General features: G+C 65.6%; 19 protein-coding genes. 10 read left to right on the top strand and 9 right to left on the bottom strand.

The features are described 5' to 3' along the window. Positions 1–125 precede the first annotated feature (125 nt). From ACE3QP_RS07870 to ACE3QP_RS07850, 5 genes are all read left to right on the top strand, one after another. On the top strand, positions 126–923 hold the full coding sequence (locus ACE3QP_RS07870) for an MBL fold metallo-hydrolase (RefSeq protein WP_374434976.1): 798 nt from the start codon (positions 126–128) through the stop codon (positions 921–923). A 156-nt stretch (positions 924–1079) separates the two neighbouring features. Continuing rightward, positions 1080–1493: a prepilin-type N-terminal cleavage/methylation domain-containing protein gene (locus ACE3QP_RS07865; protein ID WP_374434975.1), complete on the top strand. Its 414-nt coding sequence runs from the start codon at positions 1080–1082 to the stop codon at positions 1491–1493. Positions 1494–1687: 194 nt separating this feature from the next. Further along, positions 1688–3595, top strand: a complete 1908-nt coding sequence (locus ACE3QP_RS07860; protein WP_374434973.1) for a hypothetical protein — start codon at positions 1688–1690, stop codon at positions 3593–3595. Between the two features lie 31 nt (positions 3596–3626). Further along, a complete protein-coding gene (locus ACE3QP_RS07855) occupies positions 3627–3998 on the top strand; it encodes a GtrA family protein (protein WP_374434971.1) in 372 nt (123 codons plus the stop codon). A gap of 6 nt (positions 3999–4004) precedes the next feature. Next, positions 4005–5570, top strand: coding sequence for an NAD(P)/FAD-dependent oxidoreductase (locus tag ACE3QP_RS07850; protein WP_374434970.1), 1566 nt, complete (start codon positions 4005–4007; stop codon positions 5568–5570). Between the two features lie 65 nt (positions 5571–5635). On the opposite strand, the gene moaC is transcribed toward ACE3QP_RS07850, so the two are convergent. Beyond that, the gene (gene moaC / locus ACE3QP_RS07845; protein ID WP_374434969.1) at positions 5636–6124 is read right to left on the bottom strand and encodes a cyclic pyranopterin monophosphate synthase MoaC; all 489 of its coding nucleotides are present in this window, start codon (positions 6122–6124) and stop codon (positions 5636–5638) included. Positions 6125–6225: 101 nt separating this feature from the next. Between moaC and ACE3QP_RS07840 the strand changes: the two genes are divergently transcribed. After that, complete coding sequence (locus ACE3QP_RS07840; protein ID WP_374434967.1) at positions 6226–7797, top strand: M48 family metalloprotease; 1572 nt, start codon at positions 6226–6228, stop codon at positions 7795–7797. Position 7798: 1 nt separating this feature from the next. Here the strand turns inward: ACE3QP_RS07840 and ACE3QP_RS07835 are convergent, their stop codons facing one another. Continuing rightward, positions 7799–8143: a phage holin family protein gene (locus ACE3QP_RS07835; RefSeq protein WP_374434965.1), complete on the bottom strand. Its 345-nt coding sequence runs from the start codon at positions 8141–8143 to the stop codon at positions 7799–7801. Positions 8144–8379: 236 nt separating this feature from the next. Between ACE3QP_RS07835 and ACE3QP_RS07830 the strand changes: the two genes are divergently transcribed. The 3 genes from ACE3QP_RS07830 to ACE3QP_RS07820 all read left to right on the top strand — a co-directional run bounded on the left by ACE3QP_RS07830 (position 8380) and on the right by ACE3QP_RS07820 (position 11552). Then, the gene (locus ACE3QP_RS07830) at positions 8380–9339 is read left to right on the top strand and encodes a TerC family protein (RefSeq protein WP_374434962.1); all 960 of its coding nucleotides are present in this window, start codon (positions 8380–8382) and stop codon (positions 9337–9339) included. Between the two features lie 181 nt (positions 9340–9520). After that, positions 9521–9940, top strand: coding sequence for an SWIB/MDM2 domain-containing protein (locus ACE3QP_RS07825; RefSeq protein WP_198112144.1), 420 nt, complete (start codon positions 9521–9523; stop codon positions 9938–9940). A gap of 220 nt (positions 9941–10160) precedes the next feature. Next, positions 10161–11552, top strand: coding sequence for an MHFG family PEP-CTERM protein (locus tag ACE3QP_RS07820; protein ID WP_374434960.1), 1392 nt, complete (start codon positions 10161–10163; stop codon positions 11550–11552). A 10-nt stretch (positions 11553–11562) separates the two neighbouring features. Here ACE3QP_RS07820 and ACE3QP_RS07815 read toward each other — a convergent pair whose 3' ends face one another. From ACE3QP_RS07815 to ACE3QP_RS07785, 7 genes are all read right to left on the bottom strand, one after another. Beyond that, positions 11563–12321, bottom strand: coding sequence for a LytR/AlgR family response regulator transcription factor (locus ACE3QP_RS07815; RefSeq protein ID WP_374434958.1), 759 nt, complete (start codon positions 12319–12321; stop codon positions 11563–11565). Continuing rightward, positions 12318–13388: a sensor histidine kinase gene (locus tag ACE3QP_RS07810; RefSeq protein WP_374434956.1), complete on the bottom strand. Its 1071-nt coding sequence runs from the start codon at positions 13386–13388 to the stop codon at positions 12318–12320. The genes ACE3QP_RS07815 and ACE3QP_RS07810 overlap by 4 nt, the downstream gene beginning before the upstream one ends. An 89-nt stretch (positions 13389–13477) precedes the next feature. Continuing rightward, complete coding sequence (locus ACE3QP_RS07805; protein ID WP_374434954.1) at positions 13478–14245, bottom strand: LytR/AlgR family response regulator transcription factor; 768 nt, start codon at positions 14243–14245, stop codon at positions 13478–13480. Continuing rightward, positions 14242–15417 (bottom strand): sensor histidine kinase, encoded by a 1176-nt coding sequence (locus ACE3QP_RS07800; protein ID WP_374434952.1) that lies wholly within the window; start codon positions 15415–15417, stop codon positions 14242–14244. Before ACE3QP_RS07800 ends, ACE3QP_RS07805 begins: the two co-directional genes overlap by 4 nt. 104 nt (positions 15418–15521) lie before the next feature. After that, positions 15522–16277, bottom strand: coding sequence for a class II glutamine amidotransferase (locus ACE3QP_RS07795; RefSeq protein WP_374434951.1), 756 nt, complete (start codon positions 16275–16277; stop codon positions 15522–15524). A 2-nt stretch (positions 16278–16279) separates the two neighbouring features. Beyond that, positions 16280–17485 carry an NAD(P)/FAD-dependent oxidoreductase gene (locus ACE3QP_RS07790; protein WP_374434949.1) on the bottom strand — a complete coding sequence of 402 codons (1206 nt, stop codon included), beginning with the start codon at positions 17483–17485 and terminating at the stop codon, positions 16280–16282. A 182-nt stretch (positions 17486–17667) separates the two neighbouring features. After that, positions 17668–20436, bottom strand: coding sequence for a TonB-dependent receptor (locus tag ACE3QP_RS07785; RefSeq protein WP_374434948.1), 2769 nt, complete (start codon positions 20434–20436; stop codon positions 17668–17670). Positions 20437–20795: 359 nt separating this feature from the next. Here ACE3QP_RS07785 and ACE3QP_RS07780 point away from each other — a divergent pair. Next, a partial coding sequence (locus ACE3QP_RS07780) for a TraR/DksA family transcriptional regulator (protein ID WP_374434946.1) occupies positions 20796–21150 on the top strand: 355 nt, incomplete at its 3' end.

Here is a 21150-nt window from a genome sequence, read left to right as displayed (position 1 = left end):
ACGCCCCTCGTCAGCGCGGCTTGCGCGAACGGGGAGGGGCGTGCAGCACTGCGCGGCGTCTAAGTTCGGTGGGGTCTACAGTGGCTCGGATGTTTTCCGGCGGCCCGCTTTCCCCGAACTGACCCATGAGCCTGCGCGTGCTGGGCTGCAGCGGTGCCATCGCTGCCGGCTGCAAGACCACTTCATTTCTGCTCGACGAGCGCGTCCTGATCGACGCCGGCACGGGTGTCGGCGACCTACCCCTGGATCAGTTGGCGCGCATCGACCAAGTGCTGCTGAGCCACTCCCACCTGGATCATGTGCTCAGCATTCCATTGCTGGCCGATGCGGTGCTGAGGCGCAGACGTGCCGCTCAGGCGGGGCCCATACGGATCCATGGGCTGCGCGAAACCCTTGAGGCGCTGCAGACCCATCTGTTCAACGGAGTGATTTGGCCGGACTTCACGCGCCTGCCGTCCCCGGAACAGCCGGTGCTGAGCTTCCATCCCCTGGAGGTAGGCCAGCGCCTGGAGTTGGTCAGTGGTCGGTCGGTGGAGGTGCTGCCTGCGGCACACACCGTCCCCGCCTGCGGCTACGCCATTCGAGCCCTGGAGGAAGAGCGCTGGTCGATCTACACCGGAGACACCGGGCCCAACCCAGCCCTGTGGGAGCGACTGCGTGAGCTGCCCGTGCGCCAATTGATCATTGAGGCCGCCTTTGGCGACGAAGAACTCGACTTGGCTCGCGTCAGTCGCCATCACTGTCCAAGCACGCTGGTGCCCGAACTGCGCCAGCTGCACACCCTGCGCGTAGGCATCGAAGTCTGGATCACCCACATCAAGCCCGGTGAAACCCAGGCCGTGATGGCCCAGTTGGCCGCGCAGGTTGGCCTGCCGGTGGCGCCGAGGCCGCTGCTCGTTGGTCAAATATTGGGCTTAGGGTGACACCTTATGTCAGTCGTGCTGACAAAATTTGTCAGCATGGACGCGGCGTCTCAGGGAAACCGTGAGAAAGTCTGCGGAATTCGCCTTCCTACACTTGGCATGAGCCCTGCGTTGAAAGGGCTGTCCTCAACCCTAGCTTCCATGAAGGAGTCTTCCATGAAGCGCGTTCAACAAGGTTTCACCTTGATCGAATTGATGATCGTCGTGGCGATCATCGGTATCTTGGCGGCGGTGGCGCTGCCGGCTTACCAGAACTATACGAAGCGGGCCAAAGCCTCTGAAGTGGTGCTGGCCGCTTCGGGCATGCGGACCTGCGTGACCGAGATGGTGCAGTCGGGTGGCAGCGACTATTCCACTTGCGCCAACAGCGTTTCCGCAACTAAGTACGTCAGCTCGGTTACCGTCAACGGCACGAGCGGCCTCGTGACGGCCTCGGGCTCGATTGACGGTCAGACTGTGACGGTTACTCTCACGCCAGCGGGCAATATCACCCCCGGGAGCATCGGACAAATTTCGAGTTGGAAGTGCACCGGCACGCCTGGCGAGTTGATGCCCGGCTCTTGCAAGTAAGCAGCAACTTGCAAGCTAGGAAAGAAGGGGGGCTCGCCCCCCTTTTTTTTTGCACTTGATTTGCCCGCCGGCCGGATGCGCCTTTCGAGCTAACCAACCGGAAGTTGGCTCACGCAACGGCAGCAACTGCACAGAACCGCTCCGACCGCGGTGAGCGCTTCAAACGAAGCCACAGTTTCCCACCCTTCCTGCTGATGACGTTCTTTAAATCCAGCGGCCTGAAGCGCCATCGACGCCCAGAGCTGATGCTGGTAGGCATCCTTCTCTGCAGCGCCCTCTATATGTGGGTGCGCCCCTATGTGGGTTTGCGCCACGACGCGCAGCTGTACCTAGGCCAGACTCTTTTCTTGTCTGACCCGCAAGGCTTGATCCATGACGTGTTTTTCGTCCATGGATCCCAGGACCGATACAGCGTCGCCTCCTGGATACTGAGTGAAATCTATCGCTCATTCGGTCTTGCGAAAGGGCAGTTTGCTCTCTTGCTTGCGGCTCAAATTGCATTGCTCGCAGCTGCATATCGGTGGATTGCCCGTTTCGTCCAGCCGCGTGAGCTTTGGATGGGTTTTGTGCTGCTGATCGTGATGCAGCGCCTGTATGGCGGTCATGCCATCTTTGCCTTTGGGGAGCGCTTTGTCACTGCGCGCACTTTTTCCGAGCCGCTCTTGGCATGGAGCCTCGTGCTGCTCGCTGAGCGACGCTGGGTGGGTTCGACAGCCTGTTGGGTTCTCGGCGCGCTGGCACATCCCCTGATGGCCCTGCCGGTACTCGCTGTGGCGTGGGTGCGCGGCGTCATGAATGACTGGAGATGGAGTTGGGCGCTGGCAGGTGTCATTCCGTTGCTAGGGCTGGGTGCGCTGGGGTTGGAGCCGTTCGCTGGCTTGACGCGCACATATGACCCCGAGTGGTGGTCATGGATCGAGAAGGTCAGTCGCCACGTGCTGGTTGGGCGCTGGGGGGCGGTGGACTACATGACTCTGTTGGTAGACGGCCTCGTGTTGGCTGCAGCCCACCGACACCTCGCGTTCCGCCGACAGTGGTGGGCCGCCGTGTTGCTGGCAACAGGTCTGCTGGTGCTCATATCCCTGGTGCTGGGCGACTGGGCGCGAATTCAACTGATCGTCCAACTGCAGCTTTGGCGCGTGCATTGGCTGGCTCACATGCTTGCCCTCTTGTGTCTGCCTGCGGTTGTTTTGACGCTGTGGCGCTTGGACGGCTCCGCCAGGGTCGCAGGGCTGGCGCTGTTGGCCGCAGTCGTCGGAGCCAATTCGCGTAGTGAGGAAACCTGGCCCATGCTGATTTGGGCTGCGCTGTGGTTGTACGCGTCCATTCGGGCATGGATGCCGTCCAATCCGAACCTGCTGCGATTGGCTGCTGCGGTTTCCGTTGTGATGGCGGCCATCGGCAGTCTCCAGGGCGTGCTGGTGAACCTGGACGCGCTAGGGACGCCGGGCTTGCGGACACTTGGGCAGCCGCATGCTGTGCTTCTCATCCTCCTGCTGAGCACGCCCGCCCTGTCGCTGCCTCTGTCGGGTGCCCTTCTCGAGCGTGCGAGCCGATTCCGTGGCTTTGCCATCGTGTCCGCTGTCGGCTTGTTGGTGGCGGCAGCGATTGGCGCGAACGAGTGGGATCGCCGCCCAAGTTGGACTCGCTACATCGAGGAAAACTACGATAGGCCACATCCTTGGCGGCACCTGATCCCGGTTGAGTCTCAGGTCTACTGGCACCCCAGCGCACTGCCGACTTGGGCGCTTTTGCGCAGGGCCTCATTTGTTTCCTACGAACAGGGGGCCGGCTTATTGTTCAACCGCGGTACCGCAATTGACTATGGGCGTCGAACATGGCTGCTCGAGCGCATTTCTTTTCAAGAACAGATATGCAAGGTCATTGCCGCCTTGCCTGGCGCTGGGGATGAAGATTTTCGTGCGTGTTTTCCGAGCGAAGCCCTGATCACTACTGTCTGCACCGCCAAACTGGCGCCCGATTTCCTGATCTTTGAAAAACGCCTGGCCCGAGGCTGGGTTGCCGAATGGACGGCCCAGGACCCCAATGGAAAGCCCCTCTACACCTTCCATCTACACAACTGCGCTGCCTACCGCAATTGAGGCCAAGCGAGTCGGCTTCGGTTCGGCGGCCTTGAAGGAGTTCGTCCGTTACGGCAGCGCCAGCGCGCTCGCGCTGGCCGTCGACGTGGGATTGCTCTTCCTGCTCAGTCGACTCGGCCTGGCTTTGACGTGGGCTGCAGCGGCTGGTTTCATGTTCGGCTTGGTGGTGGTTTATTTCCTCAGCATTCGCTGGGCGTTTTCCCAGCGGCGAGTGCGCGATCATCGCGCCGAGTTTTTGGTGTTTCTGATCATTGGTCTGGCAGGCCTTCTGCTGACGGAAGTGCTGCTGAATTGTCTTACCCCGGCGCTCTCCCTCGGACTTGCGAAAGCTTTTACTACCTGTCTGGTATTTGTCTTCAATTTTTCGCTGCGAAAGCTACTGCTGTTCACGCGCAAGAACTGACTGTTTATGAATTTAATTATTGGAGCAGGACCGGCAGGGCTGACGGCGGCGCTTGAGCTACAACGTGCCGGGCAATCCCACGTCACCGTGCTGGAGGCTACTGCAGATATCGGTGGACTTTCCAAGACGGTGAATCACCATGGCAATCGCATTGATATCGGTGGGCACCGATTCTTCTCGAAATCCGATTGGGTGATGGATTGGTGGAGAACCTTGCTTCCGGTGGCACTGCCTGACGGTACAAATGATGGTGAGCCGCGACGTTTGGCCTACCAGGGCGCCGAACGTCTACTGGGTGCTTCGGAGATCACGGCGCGCGAGAGTGACGACCAAGTCATGCTGGTTCGGAATCGCCTGTCCCGCATTTACTGGGGAGGTAAATTGTTCGATTACCCCCTGAAACCCGGTCTTGATATGGCGGCCAAACTTGGTCCTTCGCGCTGTTTGCGCTTGGGTGCGAGCTACGCCTATTCGGCTGTACGACCGATCAGGCCAGAGCAAACTTTGGAAGACTTTTTTATCAACCGGTTTGGGCGTCAGCTCTATTTGACCTTTTTCAAGGAGTACACAGAAAAGGTTTGGGGCGTGCCTTGCAAAGAAATCAGCGCGGCGTGGGGCGCCCAACGGGTCAAGAGTCTTTCCATTTCAAAGGCGCTGATGCATGCCCTGCGCAATGCCTTTGGTGGTCGAGCCGCAGCCAAGGAGACATCGCTGATTGAGCACTTTCTGTATCCAAAATTCGGCCCCGGCCAAATGTGGGAGACGGCTGCCGACAAGGTGCAGGCCCAAGGAGGGCGTGTTCTGCGGCAAATGGCAGTGGAGCGCATTGAGCGCGAGGAATCCACTATCAAGGCAGTACTGGCGCGTGATGCTCAGGGACATATTCATCGTTTGGAATGTGACAACCTCATTTCGACGATGCCGATACGGGACTTGGTGAATGCACTCACACCGGCACCCCCTCAGGAGGTTCTCGGAATCGGTCAGGGCTTGGAGTACCGAGACTTCATTACCGTAGGTTTGCTGTACCGCAAGCTACTGCCTAACGCAGGCAGTCAAGACGCTCGGACCCATTGCATGCCAGATAACTGGATATACATCCAGGAGCCGGGCGTGAAAGTCGGGCGGCTACAGATCTTCAACAATTGGAGCCCCTACATGGTGCGGGATGAGGGTACGGTGTGGGTTGGTCTCGAATTCTTCGCGCGGGATGACGATTCGTTGTGGGCCTTGTCTGATGAAGATCTGCGGCAGTTGGCGATTCAGGAAATGCAGCAACTCCGCTTGGCAGATGCCCGCGAAGTCTTGGATGCCACCGTGATTCGAATGCCCAAGGCCTATCCCGGCTACTTTGGCTCCGCCTACCAGCGCTTCGACGAGCTGCGTACGTGGCTGGACGGACTCGGCAATCTGTACTTGATTGGCCGGAACGGCATGCATCGCTACAACAATCAAGATCACTCCATGCTGACGGCTAAGTTGGCGGCAGAGACGATCGTCCGGGGAGGCGGCGACAAGCAAAGCATCTGGGCTATCAACGTGGACGACGAATACCACGAGGAAGGGAAATAGGAGACCCTGGTAACAAGGGGCGCGGCCACATGGGCGCGCCTCGCGTGATTGCCCCTTCCCAGTTCTCATCGCGAAGGTGATGCCACCCAGTCTCCTGACTTCCCCCCGCGCTTCTCCATCACCCGCACCGCATCGATCACCATGCCCCGATCAACCGCCTTGCACATGTCATAGATCGTCAACAGCCCTATCTGCACCGCGCACAAGGCTTCCATCTCGACACCCGTGCGGCCGACTGTCTCGACCTGTGCTTCGCAGCGCAGCAGGCTTGCTACCGCATCCAACTCAAACTCGACCGTGACTCGCGTGAGCGGCAGAGGGTGACAGAGCGGTACCAGATCCGCACAGCGCTTGGCGCCTTGGATCGCGGCAATGCGGGCAACGCCCAGCACATCACCCTTGGCGGCCTGACCCTGTGCGATCAGGGTGAAGGTGGCAGGCTGCATGCGGATCACCCCGCACGCCCGTGCCACACGGTGGGTGGCTTCCTTACCGGCCACGTCCACCATATGGGCTTGGCCTTGGGCATCGAAGTGCGTCAGCGGATTGCTCATGGCCGGAGAAATGTGACAGCAACAAGGGGCGGCGATGATAGGACGGTCGCGTCGGCCGCTTCGGTCACGCCCGCGTTGCTGCTGCCATGAGATCTCTCCCCATGCCGTCAGGCCTGCGTCCGCTGGCCCTTGCCCTGAGCCTACTGAGCCTGAATGGCCATGCCGAGGCGCCCCGCAGCAATCCGATTCAGCTCCCCACGCTCGGAGACTCCGTGTCCGAGCAGGTTGGCCTGGGCGAGGAGCGTCGTTATGGCGACTGGATCATGTCGCAGGCGCGTTCGGACCCATCTGTGCTCGACGACCCCCTGCTGCAGGACTATGTGGAGCGGCTTTGGCAGCCGCTGATCCAGTCGGCGCGCCAGCAAGGTCATATCAGTGACGAGTTGTGGGAGCGCTTCGCGTGGGAGACCCTGCTGGTGCGTGAGCGTGTCATCAATGCGTCGGCCTGGCCAGGGGGCTACTTCGTCTTCAATCTTGGCCTGATCGCGATGACAGGCCAGCGCGACGAGCTGGCGTCCGTGATGGCGCACGAGTTGTCGCACGTCACGCAACGCCACATCGCGCGTGGCATCGCGGGCGAGGGCAAGAACACCGCCATCACCATCCTGGGCACCTTGCTCGGCGTGCTGGCGGCCGCGAAGACGGGCAGCCCGGATGTCGGTCTGGGGGTGATGTCAGCCGCGCAGACGGAAGCGCAGCGCCAGCGCCTCTCGTTCTCGCGCGACATGGAGCGCGAGGCCGACCGCGTGGGGCACGCCGTGCTCAGCGGCGCGGGCTACGTGCCGCAGGGCATGGTGCGAATGTTCGAGCGCCTGGATCAGGCCACGCGCCTGATGGACTCGGGCGCCTTCCCGTATTTGCGCACCCACCCGCTGAACAGCGAACGGGTGGGCGAGGCGCGCCAGCGCGTCAGCATGGAGGCCAGCACCGCTCAGCCCGCGGGATTGGCAGAACACACCTTGATGGCTGCCCGAGCCCGGGTGCTGATGGATGAGCGTGCCGAGGCGCTGCAACAGGCTGCTGCGCTGGACGCTGGCGGGCGTGAGCCGGGTGTGCTGCCCCAATTGGCCGCGCGCTACAGCGCGGCGTTGGCTGCCTACAAGCTGCGGCAACGCGCTCGCGGCGACGCCGCCGTGCAGGCGGCGCGGCGCAGCCTGGCGGAATTGCCTGAAGCAGAACGCGCGGGCGCGGAGCGTCTGCTCGTGCTGCTGCAAGCCGAAGGCGCAGCGCTGACCGCCGATGGCGCGGCCGCGTTGGCCCTGCTCCAGCCCTGGGTGGCCGAACGTGACCCGGTGCTGCTGAAATTGCGCGCACAGGCCGCGGCAGCGGCTGGCGCTCCGGCCGAGCAACGGGCCGCGGCCTTGGAGGCCCTGCAGACCCATCTGGCCCTGCAGCCTCGCGATCCAGGTGCCTGGGCGCGAGCGGCGCGGCTGTGGGAGTTGCAGGGCCAAGCCCTGCGCGCCCTGCGTGCCCATGCGGAGGCGTACGCCGCACGGGGGGACACCGTGGGGGCCATCGACCGCCTGCGCGCGGCTTTGCGCCAGTCGCGCGGCCCTGGTGCCGATCCGATCGAGGTGTCGGTCATCGATGCGCGACTGCGCGCCCTGCTGTACGAGCGCCGCCAGTTCTTGCGCGAGGTCTACCCGCGCGGTGTACCGCCCGAGGCGGAATGACTCAGCTGCGCTTGGAGAGCAGCAGGTCGATCAACAGCCCGAGCAGGCTGTAAATCAGCGAGCCAATCAAGGCTGCGCCGAAGCCCTGCACCGCAAAGCCATCCAGGACCGCCGCTGCAGACCAGAAGAGCGCGGCGTTGATGACGAACAGAAACAGACCCAGGGTCAGCAGGGTGACGGGCAGGGTCAGCAGCACCAGCAAGGGCCGCAGCAAGGCGTTGAAGAGGCCCAGCACGGCCGCGGCAATCAGGGCGCTGCCGAAGCTGCCCACTTGCACGCCTGGGTACAGATGGGCCACGCCCAGCAGGGCGGCGGCGAGCAGGATCCAGCGCAACAACCAATTCATCGCGCCAGCATAGCCCGCTGCTGTCTGTGGGCAATGGTGGCTTTGGCACAATGCGTCCCGCTTCGAGAGGGGAGTAGCCACGTGCCGGTGCAATGCCGGCATGGCGTGATCCCGTCAAGACGGTCTGCCCGCGGCAGACCCGGGACGCGCAGCCGGTGGTTCACCACCGTCCCCGCAAGACCTTTCGAAACGTTCCGGCCCCAGTGGGCCGGCTTCAGGTCTTGTTGGAGTGACGCATGCACACCATTGCGCCCCTGTGGCTGTGGGGATTCTTCGTGGCGACCGTCCTGGTCGCGCTGTTCATCGACTTCGTCGTCCTCAAGAAGCAGGGCGCACATGAAGTAGGCGTGCGCGAAGCGCTGCGCTGGTCGGTGGTTTGGGTGGCGGTGTCCTTCGCCTTCAACGCCCTGTTCTGGTGGGCGGTGAAAGACACCACGGGCGATGTGGCCCTGGCCAACACCAAGGCGCTGGAGTTCCTTACCGGCTACCTGATCGAAAAGTCGCTGGCGGTGGACAACATCTTTGTCTTCCTGATGATCTTCACCTACTTCGCGGTGCCGGCGGCCTACCAGAAGCGGGTGCTGATGATCGGCATCATCGGCGCCATCGTGCTGCGGACCTTGATGATCCTGGCCGGTGGCTGGTTGCTGCAGCAGTTCCACTGGATCCTCTATGTCTTTGGCGCCTTTCTGCTGCTCACAGGCGTCAAGATGTGGTGGGCGGCCGGCAAGGAGCCGGACCTGGAGGACAACCCTGCTCTGAAACTGCTGCGTCGCCTGATGCCGGTCAGCAAGAGCTTTGACGGCGAGCAGTTCTTCACCGTGGAAAACGGCAAGCGCATCGCCACGCCGCTGCTGATGGTGGTGTGCCTGGTGGGCGTGACGGATGTGATCTTCGCCGTCGACTCCATCCCGGCCATCTTTGCCATCACGCTCGATCCCTTCATCGTGCTAACCAGCAATGTGTTCGCCATCCTGGGCCTGCGGGCGATGTACTTCCTGCTCGCCGCCGTGGCGGCCAAGTTCCATTTGCTCAGCTACGGATTGGCGGTGATCCTCGCCTTCATCGGCACCAAGATGATGCTGATCGACCTGGTCAAGATCCCGGTGGTGGCGTCGCTCGGCGTGGTGGTGGGCATCCTGGCCGTGACCATGGTGCTGAGCGTGCGCACCGCCCCGAAGTTGCCGATGCGATGACGGGCCGGTTGACCTCGCGCAGACATCCAAGGGTTTCTGAGCATCATTTCCCTATGAAAGCCTTTCAATTTCATAGAGGCGCGCAGTACGATTGCGGCCGCTCGGTGCTAGAGAGAATTTGAAGGCGAATCCACGACCTTCACCCGGCCCGGCAATCCCCTCAACGCACGGAGAGAATTACATGGCAACTGCGAAGAAGGCGGCCCCGGCCAAGAAGGCCGCGCCCGCGAAGAAGGCGGCTCCGGCCAAGAAGGCCGCCGCTCCCGCAAAGAAGGCGGCCCCGGCCAAGAAGGCTGCACCCGCCAAGAAGGCCGCCGCTCCGGCCAAGAAGGCCGCTGCTCCGGCGAAGAAGCGCACCCCCAATGCCGCCTTCATGAAGGCGCTGACCCCCAGCGCCGCGCTGGCGGCCATCGTGGGTGACAAGCCGCTGCCCCGCACCGAGATCACCAAGAAGGTGTGGGAGTACATCAAGAAGAACAAGCTGCAAGATGCCGTGCAGAAGCGCGTCATCGTGGCCGATGCCAAGCTGAAGGAAATCTTCGGCAAGGCCAAGGCCGATATGTTCGAGATGACCAAGCTGATCAGCAGCCACCTGAAGTGAAGCGCTCCGGCCTGCGGGCCGGTTCGCTGAAAACGCCCGGCACCCGCCGGGCTTTTTTTTGCCGTCTCTCCAGCAGTGAGCGCCGGAACGGCACCCCCGTGATCGGGTGGCAGATTGTCGGGAAGTGTGTGCAGGTGTGACTTTGTTCCCGGCTCGCGCGAAGGGTGGCCCCTAGAGTCCGCTCCCATTGCCCCCTTGCGGGGGCGCGCGCACCGTCACCATGTCCCTCCTTGCCGCGCTGGCCCTGGCTGCCAGCACTTCCACCGCCACGCTGCCGCACTGCTCCTGGAATCGTCCAGGGGCCAATCCCTTCACCGGGGATCTGATTGCGGCCGTGGACCGCTACCAGGACATTCCGCAAGCCACCCGGGCCAAGCTGAAGGCACGCATGGCCAAGCGCGAGTACGACGAAATCGCGCTCATCACGCGCGGCGCCATCCTGGGCAAGTCGACCTACAACGCTGACATCAGCGACATGCACTTCGGCAGTGGCCAGGTCTGCAAGACCGTGAGCCGCCAGCGCTGGAGCGACACGCATCAGGAACGCGGGCTGGTGTACTGCCAGGACGGCCATTGCCTGATCGTGCCGACGGTGTGCCGCAACCTCAGCCGCATCGTGCGCAACCAGCTGGAGCCGATTGCCGGTGCCGCAGAAGAAGAGCCGATGGTGCTGGCCGCCGCGCTCGACGGCGACGCACCGCTTGAGTTCGAAGCTCCGGGTGCGGGCGGCGACCAGCCGCTGGCGGGTGCCAGTTTCGACAGCCTGGCCAGTGCCCCTGAGGGCTCTGAATTGGGCCCGCACAGCCGACCCGCCGGGCTCGTGCCCGCCGGCCCGAGCTTCAACCAACTCAGCGACCCCAGCAGCCCCGCCCTGCCGATCTTCTGGCCACAACCGGATCTGCCGACCCGACTGCCCTCGCAATCGCAGCCCACACCCGAGCCGGTGCCGCCCGGGACGCCCACACCTGGGCCGGTGCCGCCTGAAGTGCCGCAGCCGCCGACGCTGCTGCCCAACCCGCCCGCGCCTCCCAAGCCCGAGCCCTTGCCGCCCCTGCCGCCAGACACACCCGATTCGCCCGACACGCCTCCCGGCGGTGGCGGTGGCACGCCTCCCGGTGGTGGCGGTGGCACGCCTCCCGGTGGTGGCGGTGGCACGCCTCCCGGTGGTGGCGGTGGCACGCCTCCTGGCGGTGGTGGTGGCACGCCTCCTGGCGGTGGTGGTGGCACGCCTCCCGGCGGTGGTGGCGGCACGCCTCCCGGTGGTGGCGGTGGCACGCCTCCCGGTGGTGGTGGCGGTACGCCTCCCGGTGGTGGTGGCGGTACGCCTCCCGGCGGTGGCGGCGGTATGCCTCCCGGCGGTGGCGGCGGTATGCCTCCCGGTGGCGGCGGCAACCCGCCCCCACCTCCGCCTCCTCCGTTCGGCCCGGATCCCGATCCGCTGCCGCCGCCGCCTCCCTTCGACCCGAAGGATCCTCCCAATCCGGAGGGCGACCCCTTCCCGCCGCCTCCTGGCGGTACCCCCGGCGGTGGGGGTGGCAAGGTACCCGAGCCGGGCGGTCTGATGCTGGGCTTGCTGGGGCTGTTGGGCGTGGCGGCCGCGCGTCGCCGCTGAAGCCGGGGGCCTACTGCCCCTTGAACAGCGCTTGAAACTGCCGGGAGACCGGCAGTTTTTCATTGCGGCCGCGCAGGCTGAGCAGCATGTTGTTCTCGTCCACGCGCAGCGCGCTGGCGATGCAGCGGCTGTTCACCAGGATGGAGCGGTGCACCTGCCAGAACTGGTCGGGATCCAGGCTGGCGATGAGCTCCTTCAGCGGCGTGCGGATAAGAGCCTCGGTATCGGCGGTGACGACGCGGGTGTAGCGCGCATCGCTTTCAAAGTAGACGACCTCATCCGGCGGGATCAGCCGCACTTCCTTGCCCACGCTGGCCTGGATAGGCCGCGGCGCACCGCGCCGTGGCAGCAGTTGCTGCAGCAGGGCCTGCAGATCCGGGGCCGGGGCGGCCAGTTGCAAGCGCTGCTGCACCCGCACCAGAGCGCGCTGCAGGCGCTCGGCATCCAGCGGCTTGACCAGGTAGTCGAGCGCGCCGGCCTCGAAGGCGGCCAGGGCATGGTCGTTGTAGGCGGTGACGAACACCACCTGCGGGGGCTGGGACAGCTGGCCCAGGCGCTGCGCCACCTGCAGGCCGGTCAAGCCGGGCATGCGGATGTCCAGAAAGCAGACGGTGGGCTCCTGGGCCAGGGCCTCGTCCCAGGCGTCCACGCCATTGGCGCATTCGGCCACCAGCTCGGCCTGGGGCCAGTGCTGGGCCAGCAGGCGGCGCAGGTGCTCGCGCGGGGCTTGTTCGTCGTCGGCAATCAGCAGGCGGGGGCTGGGTGTCATGGCAGGGGCAGCAGCATGCGGGCCTCGCAGCCCTGGGGTTGCAGGGGCGCAAGCCGCAGTTCGGCCACTGGGCCGGCCAGGGCCTGCAGACGGGCGCGGGTGTTGCTCAGGCCCAGGCCTTCCTGGACGCTCTCGGGCGGACCTTCGCCGTTGTCGCGCACGCTCAGTTCCGCCCGGCCATCGGCCCGGCGGCGGGTCTGGATCTCGATGCGGCCGCCGCGCAGTGCGGGCTCGATGCCATGGGTGATGGCGTTCTCCACCAGGGTCAGCAGGCTGCCGGGTGGCAGAGGCAATTCGTCCAGCGCGGGGTCGTGGTCCAGCGCCCAGGTCAGGCGCTCGCCCAGCCGCGCCTGCATGATGGCCAGGTAGCGGCGCACCAGTTCCAGCTCTTCGCGCAGGGCCTGCGCCTCGCGCTCAAACATCGGCAGTGTGGCGCGCAGGTAGGCGTTGAAGTCCTGCAGCAGCGGGGCGGCGCGCGGGTCCTGGGTCTCGACCCACTGGGTCAGCGAGGCCAAGGTGTTGAAGATGAAGTGCGGGTGGATTTGCGCGGTGGCGAGCCGGCGGCTGAGGCGCAATTGCTCGTCCTGCGCATCCAGTTCCTGCAGCCGGGCCTCGATCTGTTGCGAGCGGTAGAGGCTCAGGAACCACCAGGACGATGTGGCTAGCACGAACATCGCCAACAGGCCCATGAAGGGCAGGATCGCGTGGTCGCGCCCCAGGGCTTTCATCAGGACAAAGCCGCCCAGGCCGAAGCTGAAGGCCGCCGCGGCGATGCCCATGTTCAAGCGTTTGCGCGTGGGTTGCACCCAGATGGCCCGCGCCATGCGCAGGGCCGCCCAGCACAGGGCCAGCAGCACGCCCAGGCCCAGCGGCAGGGCCCAGGGCGGCATGCGGCCGATGTTGAGGAGCGCCAGCACCAGCACGTTTGCGTAGATGTAGCCGTCGATGCCGGGCGGCCAGGGCTGCTGGCCGCCGCGGGCCAGCTCGGCTGCGCTGAAGACGCGGCTCGGGCCGGGGCAGACCCATTGGGTCCAGTCGCGATACCAGGGCTTGGCGGGGCTGTTCATGGCCGGCAGTCTAGGCAGCGGGGGCGGTGCGGCCGCCGTTGGCGCGGCGAGTGCACGGCCGGCCCGCATGAACGGCGGGCCGCCGCGCATCACTGGCCCTTGAACAGGGCCTGAAACTGGCGCGAGACCGGCAGCTTCTCGGGGCGGCCGTGCAGGCGCAGATGCATGCTGCCGTTCTCTTCGCGCACCGCGCTGGCCATGGCGTTGCTGCGCACGATGACCGATCGGTGCACCTGGGTGAACTCGCGCGGGTCCAGCTGCACCAGCAGGTCTTTCAGCGGCGTGCGGATCAGGGCGTCGGCGTCCTCGCCCGCCTGGCGGTAGACCACGCGGGTGTAGCGTGCGTCGGCCTCGAAGTAGACGACGTCGGCCAGGCGGATCAGGCGCACCTCCTTGCCCACGCTGGCCTGGATGTGCTCGGGCAACGGGGGGCGGTGTAGATCCTGCGCCAGCCGGGCCAGCAGGCCTTGCAGGGCGTCGGCCTGGGCCGCGGGGGCGGGCTGTTGCTGGCGCTGCCTCAGGCGCGCCACCGCCTGCGCCAGGCGCTCGGGGTCCAGGGGCTTGAGCAGATAGTCCACCGCACCAGCATCAAAGGCCGCGAGTGCGTGGTCGCCATAGGCGGTGACGAAGACCACCGGCGTGCGCCCGTTGATACGTTGGGCGACTTCGATGCCCGTCAGCCCGGGCATGCGGATGTCGAGAAAGCAGACGTCGGGCTCGTGTTCCAGCCATTGGTCCCAGGCATCGGCGCCATGGCGGGCGCTGGCCACGATGCGGGCTTCGGGCCAGACCTGGGCGAGCGCCTCGGCCAGCTGTTCGCGCGGGGCGTCTTCGTCGTCGGCAATCAGGATGTTCATGGCGTCACCTTGAGTTCGGCACGGCAGCCGGGCTGGGCCGCCGTCACATGCAGTTGGGCACGCGGCCCGAAGTGATGGGTCAGGCGCTGGCGCACATTGCTCAGGCCTACGCCCTCCTGCCAAGCGGCGGGCAGGCCGGCACCGTCATCTGCCACCACCAGGCACCAGCCATCGTGCAGGCGCTGGCTGCAGACCTGGATGCAGCCGCCGTCCAGGCGCGGCGCCAAGCCATGTTCGATGGCGTTCTCCACCAAGGTCAGCAGCAGGCCCGGGGGGATGGGCTCGGCGTCCAGCGTGGGTTCGAGCGTCAGTTCGTAGCGCAGCCGTGCGCCCCAGCGGGCCTTCATGATCGACAGGTAGTGCCGCACGCTGGCCAGTTCTTCGCCCAGCGGAACCAGCGGGCGGCCCAGCATCTCGGTGGAGCGGCGCAGGAAGCCCGTCAGCTCGCGCAGCAGCGGGCCGGCGCGGCCATCGCCCTTGTCCACCCAGTGCTGCAGCGCGGCCAGGGTGTTGAAGACGAAGTGCGGGTGAATCTGCGCCTGCAACAGGCGCAGCTCGGCCTGGCGGGCCTGGGCGGCGGCGGTGTCGCGTTCGGCCTCCAGGCGGGCGCGGTCGCGCTGGCCCTGCAGCACGCCGCTGCGCACGCGCGCCACACTCCACAGCACCAGAAAGGCTCCCAGCATGCCCAGGGCCATGCCCGGTATGAAGCTGGTCAGCTTGTTGGCGAACAGAAGCTGGTAGTCCGCCCAGTCGAAGCGGCCCCGCTTGAGCGCATGCCCAAACAGGCTGCCGACCAGGGCCCCGGATAGCGCCAAGAGCAGCATCAGACCCATCCGACGCACCGAACCAAAGGCCTTGGAGATCTTGTCCGGCTGCAGCCACAAGTTCAAGCCCATGGCCAGCAGCAGCCCCCAGCCCAGCAGCGCGAAACCGCAGGCCGCGACCCAGCCCATGCCGATGGCGTGGAGGCCCAGCACGGTGCCCGCAAGTGCACCCGCCACGCCCAGCCAGGTGCCGAGGCCCTGCCGGCTGTACAGATGGCGGTCGATGGCCTCGACCTGCTCGCGCAGATCGGGCGCCATGCGGGCGTAATGGGGCTGGGCCCAGCGGTGGTAGACGCGCTGCAGGCGATTGCCTTCAGCCAATGAGCGGGTGGGCGGCGTGCGGTTCATGAGGCCACTCTAGGAAGCCCCAGCGGCTGGGCCCAGGCTGGGGCGGGTGAGTGGCAGGGCAGACCGGGTGGATGGTGGCTGCGCGCGCGTGAATGGCAGAACGTTCACGCGATGCGCTGACCGCCCTGCAGCACCACCAGCTCGCCAGGGGCCAGGGCCTGCCAGGGCTCGCCCCGCGTCAGCGGCTGGGTGGCCAGCAGGGCCACCCGGTCGGTCTCGCGCGTGTGGGCGGCAAAGTCCACGCTGAGGTCGGCGTCCGCCAGATGGGTGGTGCCGAAGGGGTGGCGGCGTTCCAGCATGTGAAGATGCGTGGAGCAATGCGCCCACAAGGCCTGGCCGTTGGACAGCAGCAGATTGAGGGTGCCGAAGCGCGCCACCTCAGGCAGCAGCTCGCGCAGGGTGAGCGTCAGCTCCGCCACCGAAGGCACCTGGCAATGTGCCTTGGCCAGCTCCTGCATCAGCCAGCAGAAGGCGCGCTCGCTGTCGGTGTCGCCGACCGGGCGGAAGGCGCCGTGCAGGCGCGGCTGGTAGTCGACCAGATTGCCGTTGTGCGCCGCCACCCAGTAGCGGCCCCAGAGCTCGCGCTGGAAGGGGTGGGTGTTTTCCAACGCCACGCGGCCCTGGGTGGCCTTGCGGATGTGGGCGATCACGACTTCGGAGTGGATCGGGTAGCGCTGCACGGCCTCGGCCAGCACGGAGTGGCGGGCGCTGGCGGGGTCGACGAACAAGCGCAGGCCCTTGTCCTCGAAGAAGGCGATGCCAAAGCCGTCCTTGTGCTCCTCGGCGCGCTGCGCCAGACCGGCGAAGCTGAACATCACGTCCGTCGGGACGTTGGCATTCATGCCCATCAGCTGGCACATCGTTATTCGAGAAAGAGGCGGGCAAAGCCCTTGAAGCTGACGAGGTTGCCGGGGTTGCTGGTCTCCTCCAGCACCCCGCTCATGCGCCGCAGCAGGCGCGGGCTGCGCTGTGCGCGCCAGATCAGCAGATCGGCCAGCCAAGGGAAGGCATTGACGCGGTTGGCGCGCTCGTAGAGCCGGTAGCGCGGCGCCAGCGCGGCCAGGCCCGCTTCGTACTGGGTGCGCGTGGCGGCTTCATCCGCATGGCGAGCCAGGATCGCATCGGCCGCCAGCAGCGCCGTCTGCATGGCCTTGCCAATGCCTTCGCCGGTGAACGAGTAGGTCGAGCCCGCAGCCTCACCCACCACCATCAAGCCGGGGCGGCTGAACTGCGCGCCGCTCAGCGAGCAGCGCAGCGGCGCCCCCTTGAGCTCGCCCACCCACTCGCCTTCGGCCAGCAGGCGCTGGGCCGGTGCATAGGCGGCCACGAAGGCGTCGAAGATGGCGCGCAGATTGAGAGCCTTCTTGCTGCCCTTGCCGTTCAAGGCTGAATGGGAATCGGTGACACCGACACCGATATTGAAGACGCCCTCCGGGGCCGGAAAGATCCAGCCATAGCCGGGGCGCACGGCCTGGTTCCACACCACTTCGAGCGCACGAATCTGCCCGACCAGGCCAGGTGCCCGCACATAGCCGCGTAGCGCCACGCCGCTGGGCGTGTGGCGGGTGCACAGGCCGGCGGCCTGCAAGGCCTTCGGCTGGGCGCCGGTGGCCAGCAGGGTCCAGCGCGCACGCAACTCCAGGGGCTGATCGCCCTGGCGCAGGCGCGCGCCCACCACGTGGCCGTCCGGGTCGAGCAGCGGCTCCTCAAAGCGCGCCTGCAGGAACTGCGCGCCGGCTTCGAGGGCGGCCGTGGCCATCAGTTCGTCCAATTGCTGGCGTGGCAGCACAGCCAGGGCGCCCGGCACATCGATGCGGCCGCCGCGCGGGCCGATGCAGCCCACGGCTTGGGCCCTTTGCGCACGCGCCATCACGATGTCCAGCAGACCCAATCGGGCCAGGGCCTGGTGGGCGTCGGGGATCAGGCCATCCCCGCAGACCTTGTCGCGCCCAATCGGCTGCGCATCCACCAGTTGCACCCGCAGGCCCGCCAGGGCCAGGCAGCGCGCCGCGGCGCTGCCGGCGGGGCCGGCGCCAATCACCAGGACGTCAAGGGGGGAGTCGTTCACGCGTGGCCGGGGCGCAGGGAAGAAGGGCAGCATTCTCTCGCAGGGGCGGCCTGAAGAAGGGCGGCTCCGAGGCGGCCGACTTCGAGCGCGCTCCATGCCGACCGAAGGCTTCAGTCTGCCGCGCGACGCACAAGAAAAAAGGCCGGCAGAGCCGGCCTTTTCGGGTTGTGCTGATCGCTCGATCAGAACTTGTAGGTGCCCGTGAACTGCACGGTGCGCAGCTTCGGATCGGCGTATCGCGGGTCGTAGCCCACCTGGTGACCCGAGGAGTCACGCAGGGTGAACGGGGGCGCCTTGTTGCCGATGTTCTTCACGCCCAAGCGCAGCTCCAGGGCCTTGCTGTAGCGGTAGCTGCCTTGCCAGTCCCAGGTGTAGTACTCGGGCACATCCACCGACAGCAGCACATTGCGGTTGGTGGCCACATCACGCACGGTGGTGGTGATGTCCTTGTAGTCCGAGCGGTAGTTCAGCGTCAGGGTGTTGCTGAATGCACCGGATTCCAGCTTGGCCGTGGCACGCATGATGTTGCGGAAGGTCACCGCCGAGTTCTCGCCGTAGCGGCCCATGCTGTCGGTGAAGTCGTTGTCCGTGCCGGGGCGGGTGTAGGAGCTCTTGATCATGTACGTGCCCGTCATGCCCAGGGTCAGCTGGCCCAGATCGGTCTTGAAGCGCGACACCACGTCCCAATCGATACCACGGTTAATGGTCTTGCCGATGTTGGTGGACGAACTGATGAAGGTCCAGTAGTTCTGAGTCTCGGCCGGGGTCTTGTACTTCGTGAACAGGCTGCGGTACTTGGCCGCGTCAGAGAAGGCCAGGTTGGCGCTGACGCCCGAAACGGCATCACGGATCTTGACCTGCCAGAAGTCGAAGCCGATGCCGAAGTCGCTGGTGGGCTCGAAGCGCACACCGAAGGTGCCCTGCTTGGATTTCTCGGGCTTCAGGTTCTCGTTGCCGCCGCTCAGCTGGCTGTACTGCAGCTTGCCGGCCTTGCAGGCGTCAGCGTCTTCGCCGCGCAGCGGGGCCGGGCACTCGTAGCTCGCAGCAGTCACGCCGTTGGGCACCAGGGGCTGGGCGATGTCCAGCATCGAGGGCGCCTTGAAGCCCGTGCCGTAAGAGCCACGCACCAGCACTTCCTTGCTGAACTGGTAGCGGCCCGACACCTTGTAGGTGCTGGAGCTCTCGTCCTTGCCCACCGTGCGGTTCTTGACGGCGTCGTTGACGGCCTTGATGGTGTCGTAACGCAGGGCGGTGGTCAGCTCGAAGCTCTTGGTGACGGGCACCAGCAGCTCGGTGAACACACCGTAGCTGTCACGGTCCATGTCATACGCGGTGGCCGGTGCGTAGTTGTAGATCTTGCCGGCCAGGGCGTCGGCGGAAGGATCCTGCTTGTAGTGCAGGTTACGGAAGTCGCCACCGGCACCCAGTGCCACCGGGCCTGCCGGCAGGTCGAACAGCTCGCCGGAGACGCGGAAGTCCGCGGCCTTGAGCGTGGTGTCGGCGGTGCGGATGGTGCCGTTGTAGATCGAGTTGGCGATCAGGGTGTTGGTGGCGGCCGACTGCTGACCCGGCATCTTGAACGGGTCAAAGGCATTGGCCGCGACCATCGAGCGGAATTCGGCATCCTTGAAGTAGCCGTTGATGTAGCGCTCGTCGATCGAGTTCTGCGACCAGGTGAAGGCGCCGCTCATGTTCCAGTTGCCGATGTCGGCGTCGGCACCCAGCACGACGTGCTTGGAGTCGGTGATGGTCTGGGAGTCGCGGGTGCCGAAGTCGACCGCGCGGTAGTTGGCCGTGACGGCGCGCACGCGGCTGGCCTGCTCGGCGTTCAGGTAGGGCAGCACGTACTGGGTGTACAGCGGCGAGCTGGTGGGGATGGCCACCGGGATCGGATTCGGCGCGATACGGGCGATCAGGTCCAGGCGGGTGTAGGCCGCATCGGTGAACAGGCGCACGTTGTCGGTGACCTTGAGCTGGCCCGACAGGAAGAAGGCGTCACGCGTCTGCTCGGGGTAGATGTCGATCGTGCTGACGAAGTCGAACGCGCAGTTTTCGGCCACCGAAGTGGCGCTGGACGCATTGGCCAGGCTGTAGACGTTGTTCTCGGCGCACTTGCCACCGTTGGCCTTCTGGTAGGGGTTGAAGGCGTAGGTGGGCAGGGCGGTCTTGCCAGCCGGCGTATTGAAGGTGACCGAGGCATTGGCCGGAATGGCACTGGTGCTGGTGCGGTCGTAGATGTACTGCTTGCCTTCCCAGGTGAACGGGACGTAGGCCGTTTTGGCGAATTCGCGGTCGCCCGACTTCATCTGCTTCTGCTGGTCGCGGCGGTAGGTGGCCACGAGCGAGAAGCGGTCCTGGGCGATGTCGCCGAAGCCGTAGCTGATGCTGGCGTTGGCGGATTCGCCGCCGCCTTCGGTGGGCACGTCGGCCTGCACGGTGATTTCGCCGCCCTTGGCATTGCGCTTGAGCACGAAGTTCACCACGCCGGCGATGGCGTCCGAGCCGTACAGGGCCGAGGCACCGTCGGTCAGGATCTCGATGCGCTCGATGGCGCTCATCGGGATGGCGTTCAGGTTGATGGTGCTGCCCGAACCCGTCGGGGCGATGCGGCGGCCATTCAGCAGCACCAGGGTGTACGAGGCGCCGATGTCGTGGATCGAAGCAGTGGAGATGCCGCCCGAGTTGGTGCCGATGGCGATGTCGGCCACCTGGAAGCCCTGCATCGAGGGCAGGCGCTGGATCACGTCGGCCACGTTGGTGGCGCCGGTGGCGCGAATCTGCTCGGCCGTCAGCGTTTGCACCGGCAATGCGCCTTCGCTGGCGATGCGCTTGATGCTGGAACCGGTGATTTCGATGCGTTCCAGTTGCGCCGGCGAATCGGACTGAGCCAGGGCCGACAGGCTGCCCGTGGCGATCAAGGCGGCAACCGCCAGCTTCGAGTGCTTAAACATGCGATCTCCAAGAAAACAAAAAGAGCACCTGGGGTGAGGTGCTCCGGTCTGGCTGAGGGCTGCTCATGGCCGCCCGTACGAGCGGGCCGGATTCTGGGAGAGGGGGTGGAGGACCCGTGTCGGGAGTAACGCCATGACTCTTGGCGTTCGATCCGAGCCGCGTTCAATTGCAAAAAGTTGCGCTCATAATGCATTTAACAGCCGGCAAAATCACCGAACAACTGTTAAGTGATGAATTTTGGTTGTTGTTTGTGTGCAACGATCGCCGGGAAGGCGACGCGCAGCCATCGGCCTTGACCTGGCACAAGACGGGCCGCCCCTGCCCCTGAGAGCATCCAGCCCAGCTAGGAGGCTTCACCATGAGTTCGAGTCTGACCCCCGCCCAGCGTGCGCTGCTGGAATCCGAGCTGGTGCAGATGCACCGCGAGCTGCAGCGCCAAGCGCCGCCCGACGCGGGCGGGCGCGTCCAGCAGGCCGCCGAATTGCTGAGCGACGACCCCGATGCCCCGCGCGAACATGAGGGCGACCGGGAGGTGGCGCTGGAGCGTGCCGATCGCCTGATGGTGGAGGAGCGCGAGCTCGGCGAAGCCCTGCTGCGCCTGCGCGCCGGCACCTACGGCGAGTGTGTCGATTGCGGTGCCGGCATTCCCTTCGACCGGCTCAAGGCCCAGCCGGCCGCGGGGGGCGGCGGGGGCGGGCCCCCCCGCACCCCCA

The sequence above is a fragment of the Inhella sp. genome (assembly GCF_041912635.1).
In the GTDB taxonomy this organism is placed as follows: Bacteria; Pseudomonadota; Gammaproteobacteria; order Burkholderiales; family Burkholderiaceae_C; genus Inhella.
This window is presented reverse-complemented; position numbering and strand designations above follow the sequence as displayed.

What these genes read in the sequence shown, in the direction of transcription:
- ACE3QP_RS07870 (WP_374434976.1), top strand. Translation starts at nt 126, where the DNA reads ATGAGCCTGCGCGTGCTGGGCTGCAGCGGTGCCATCGCTGCCGGCTGC.
- ACE3QP_RS07865 (WP_374434975.1), top strand. Translation starts at nt 1,080, where the DNA reads ATGAAGCGCGTTCAACAAGGTTTCACCTTGATCGAATTGATGATCGTC.
- ACE3QP_RS07860 (WP_374434973.1), top strand. Translation starts at nt 1,688, where the DNA reads ATGACGTTCTTTAAATCCAGCGGCCTGAAGCGCCATCGACGCCCAGAG.
- ACE3QP_RS07850 (WP_374434970.1), top strand. Translation starts at nt 4,005, where the DNA reads ATGAATTTAATTATTGGAGCAGGACCGGCAGGGCTGACGGCGGCGCTT.
- moaC (WP_374434969.1), bottom strand. Translation starts at nt 6,124, where the DNA reads ATGAGCAATCCGCTGACGCACTTCGATGCCCAAGGCCAAGCCCATATG.
- ACE3QP_RS07840 (WP_374434967.1), top strand. Translation starts at nt 6,226, where the DNA reads ATGCCGTCAGGCCTGCGTCCGCTGGCCCTTGCCCTGAGCCTACTGAGC.
- ACE3QP_RS07835 (WP_374434965.1), bottom strand. Translation starts at nt 8,143, where the DNA reads ATGAATTGGTTGTTGCGCTGGATCCTGCTCGCCGCCGCCCTGCTGGGC.
- ACE3QP_RS07830 (WP_374434962.1), top strand. Translation starts at nt 8,380, where the DNA reads ATGCACACCATTGCGCCCCTGTGGCTGTGGGGATTCTTCGTGGCGACC.
- ACE3QP_RS07825 (WP_198112144.1), top strand. Translation starts at nt 9,521, where the DNA reads ATGGCAACTGCGAAGAAGGCGGCCCCGGCCAAGAAGGCCGCGCCCGCG.
- ACE3QP_RS07820 (WP_374434960.1), top strand. Translation starts at nt 10,161, where the DNA reads ATGTCCCTCCTTGCCGCGCTGGCCCTGGCTGCCAGCACTTCCACCGCC.
- ACE3QP_RS07815 (WP_374434958.1), bottom strand. Translation starts at nt 12,321, where the DNA reads ATGACACCCAGCCCCCGCCTGCTGATTGCCGACGACGAACAAGCCCCG.
- ACE3QP_RS07810 (WP_374434956.1), bottom strand. Translation starts at nt 13,388, where the DNA reads ATGAACAGCCCCGCCAAGCCCTGGTATCGCGACTGGACCCAATGGGTC.
- ACE3QP_RS07805 (WP_374434954.1), bottom strand. Translation starts at nt 14,245, where the DNA reads ATGAACATCCTGATTGCCGACGACGAAGACGCCCCGCGCGAACAGCTG.
- ACE3QP_RS07800 (WP_374434952.1), bottom strand. Translation starts at nt 15,417, where the DNA reads ATGAACCGCACGCCGCCCACCCGCTCATTGGCTGAAGGCAATCGCCTG.
- ACE3QP_RS07795 (WP_374434951.1), bottom strand. Translation starts at nt 16,277, where the DNA reads ATGTGCCAGCTGATGGGCATGAATGCCAACGTCCCGACGGACGTGATG.
- ACE3QP_RS07785 (WP_374434948.1), bottom strand. Translation starts at nt 20,436, where the DNA reads ATGTTTAAGCACTCGAAGCTGGCGGTTGCCGCCTTGATCGCCACGGGC.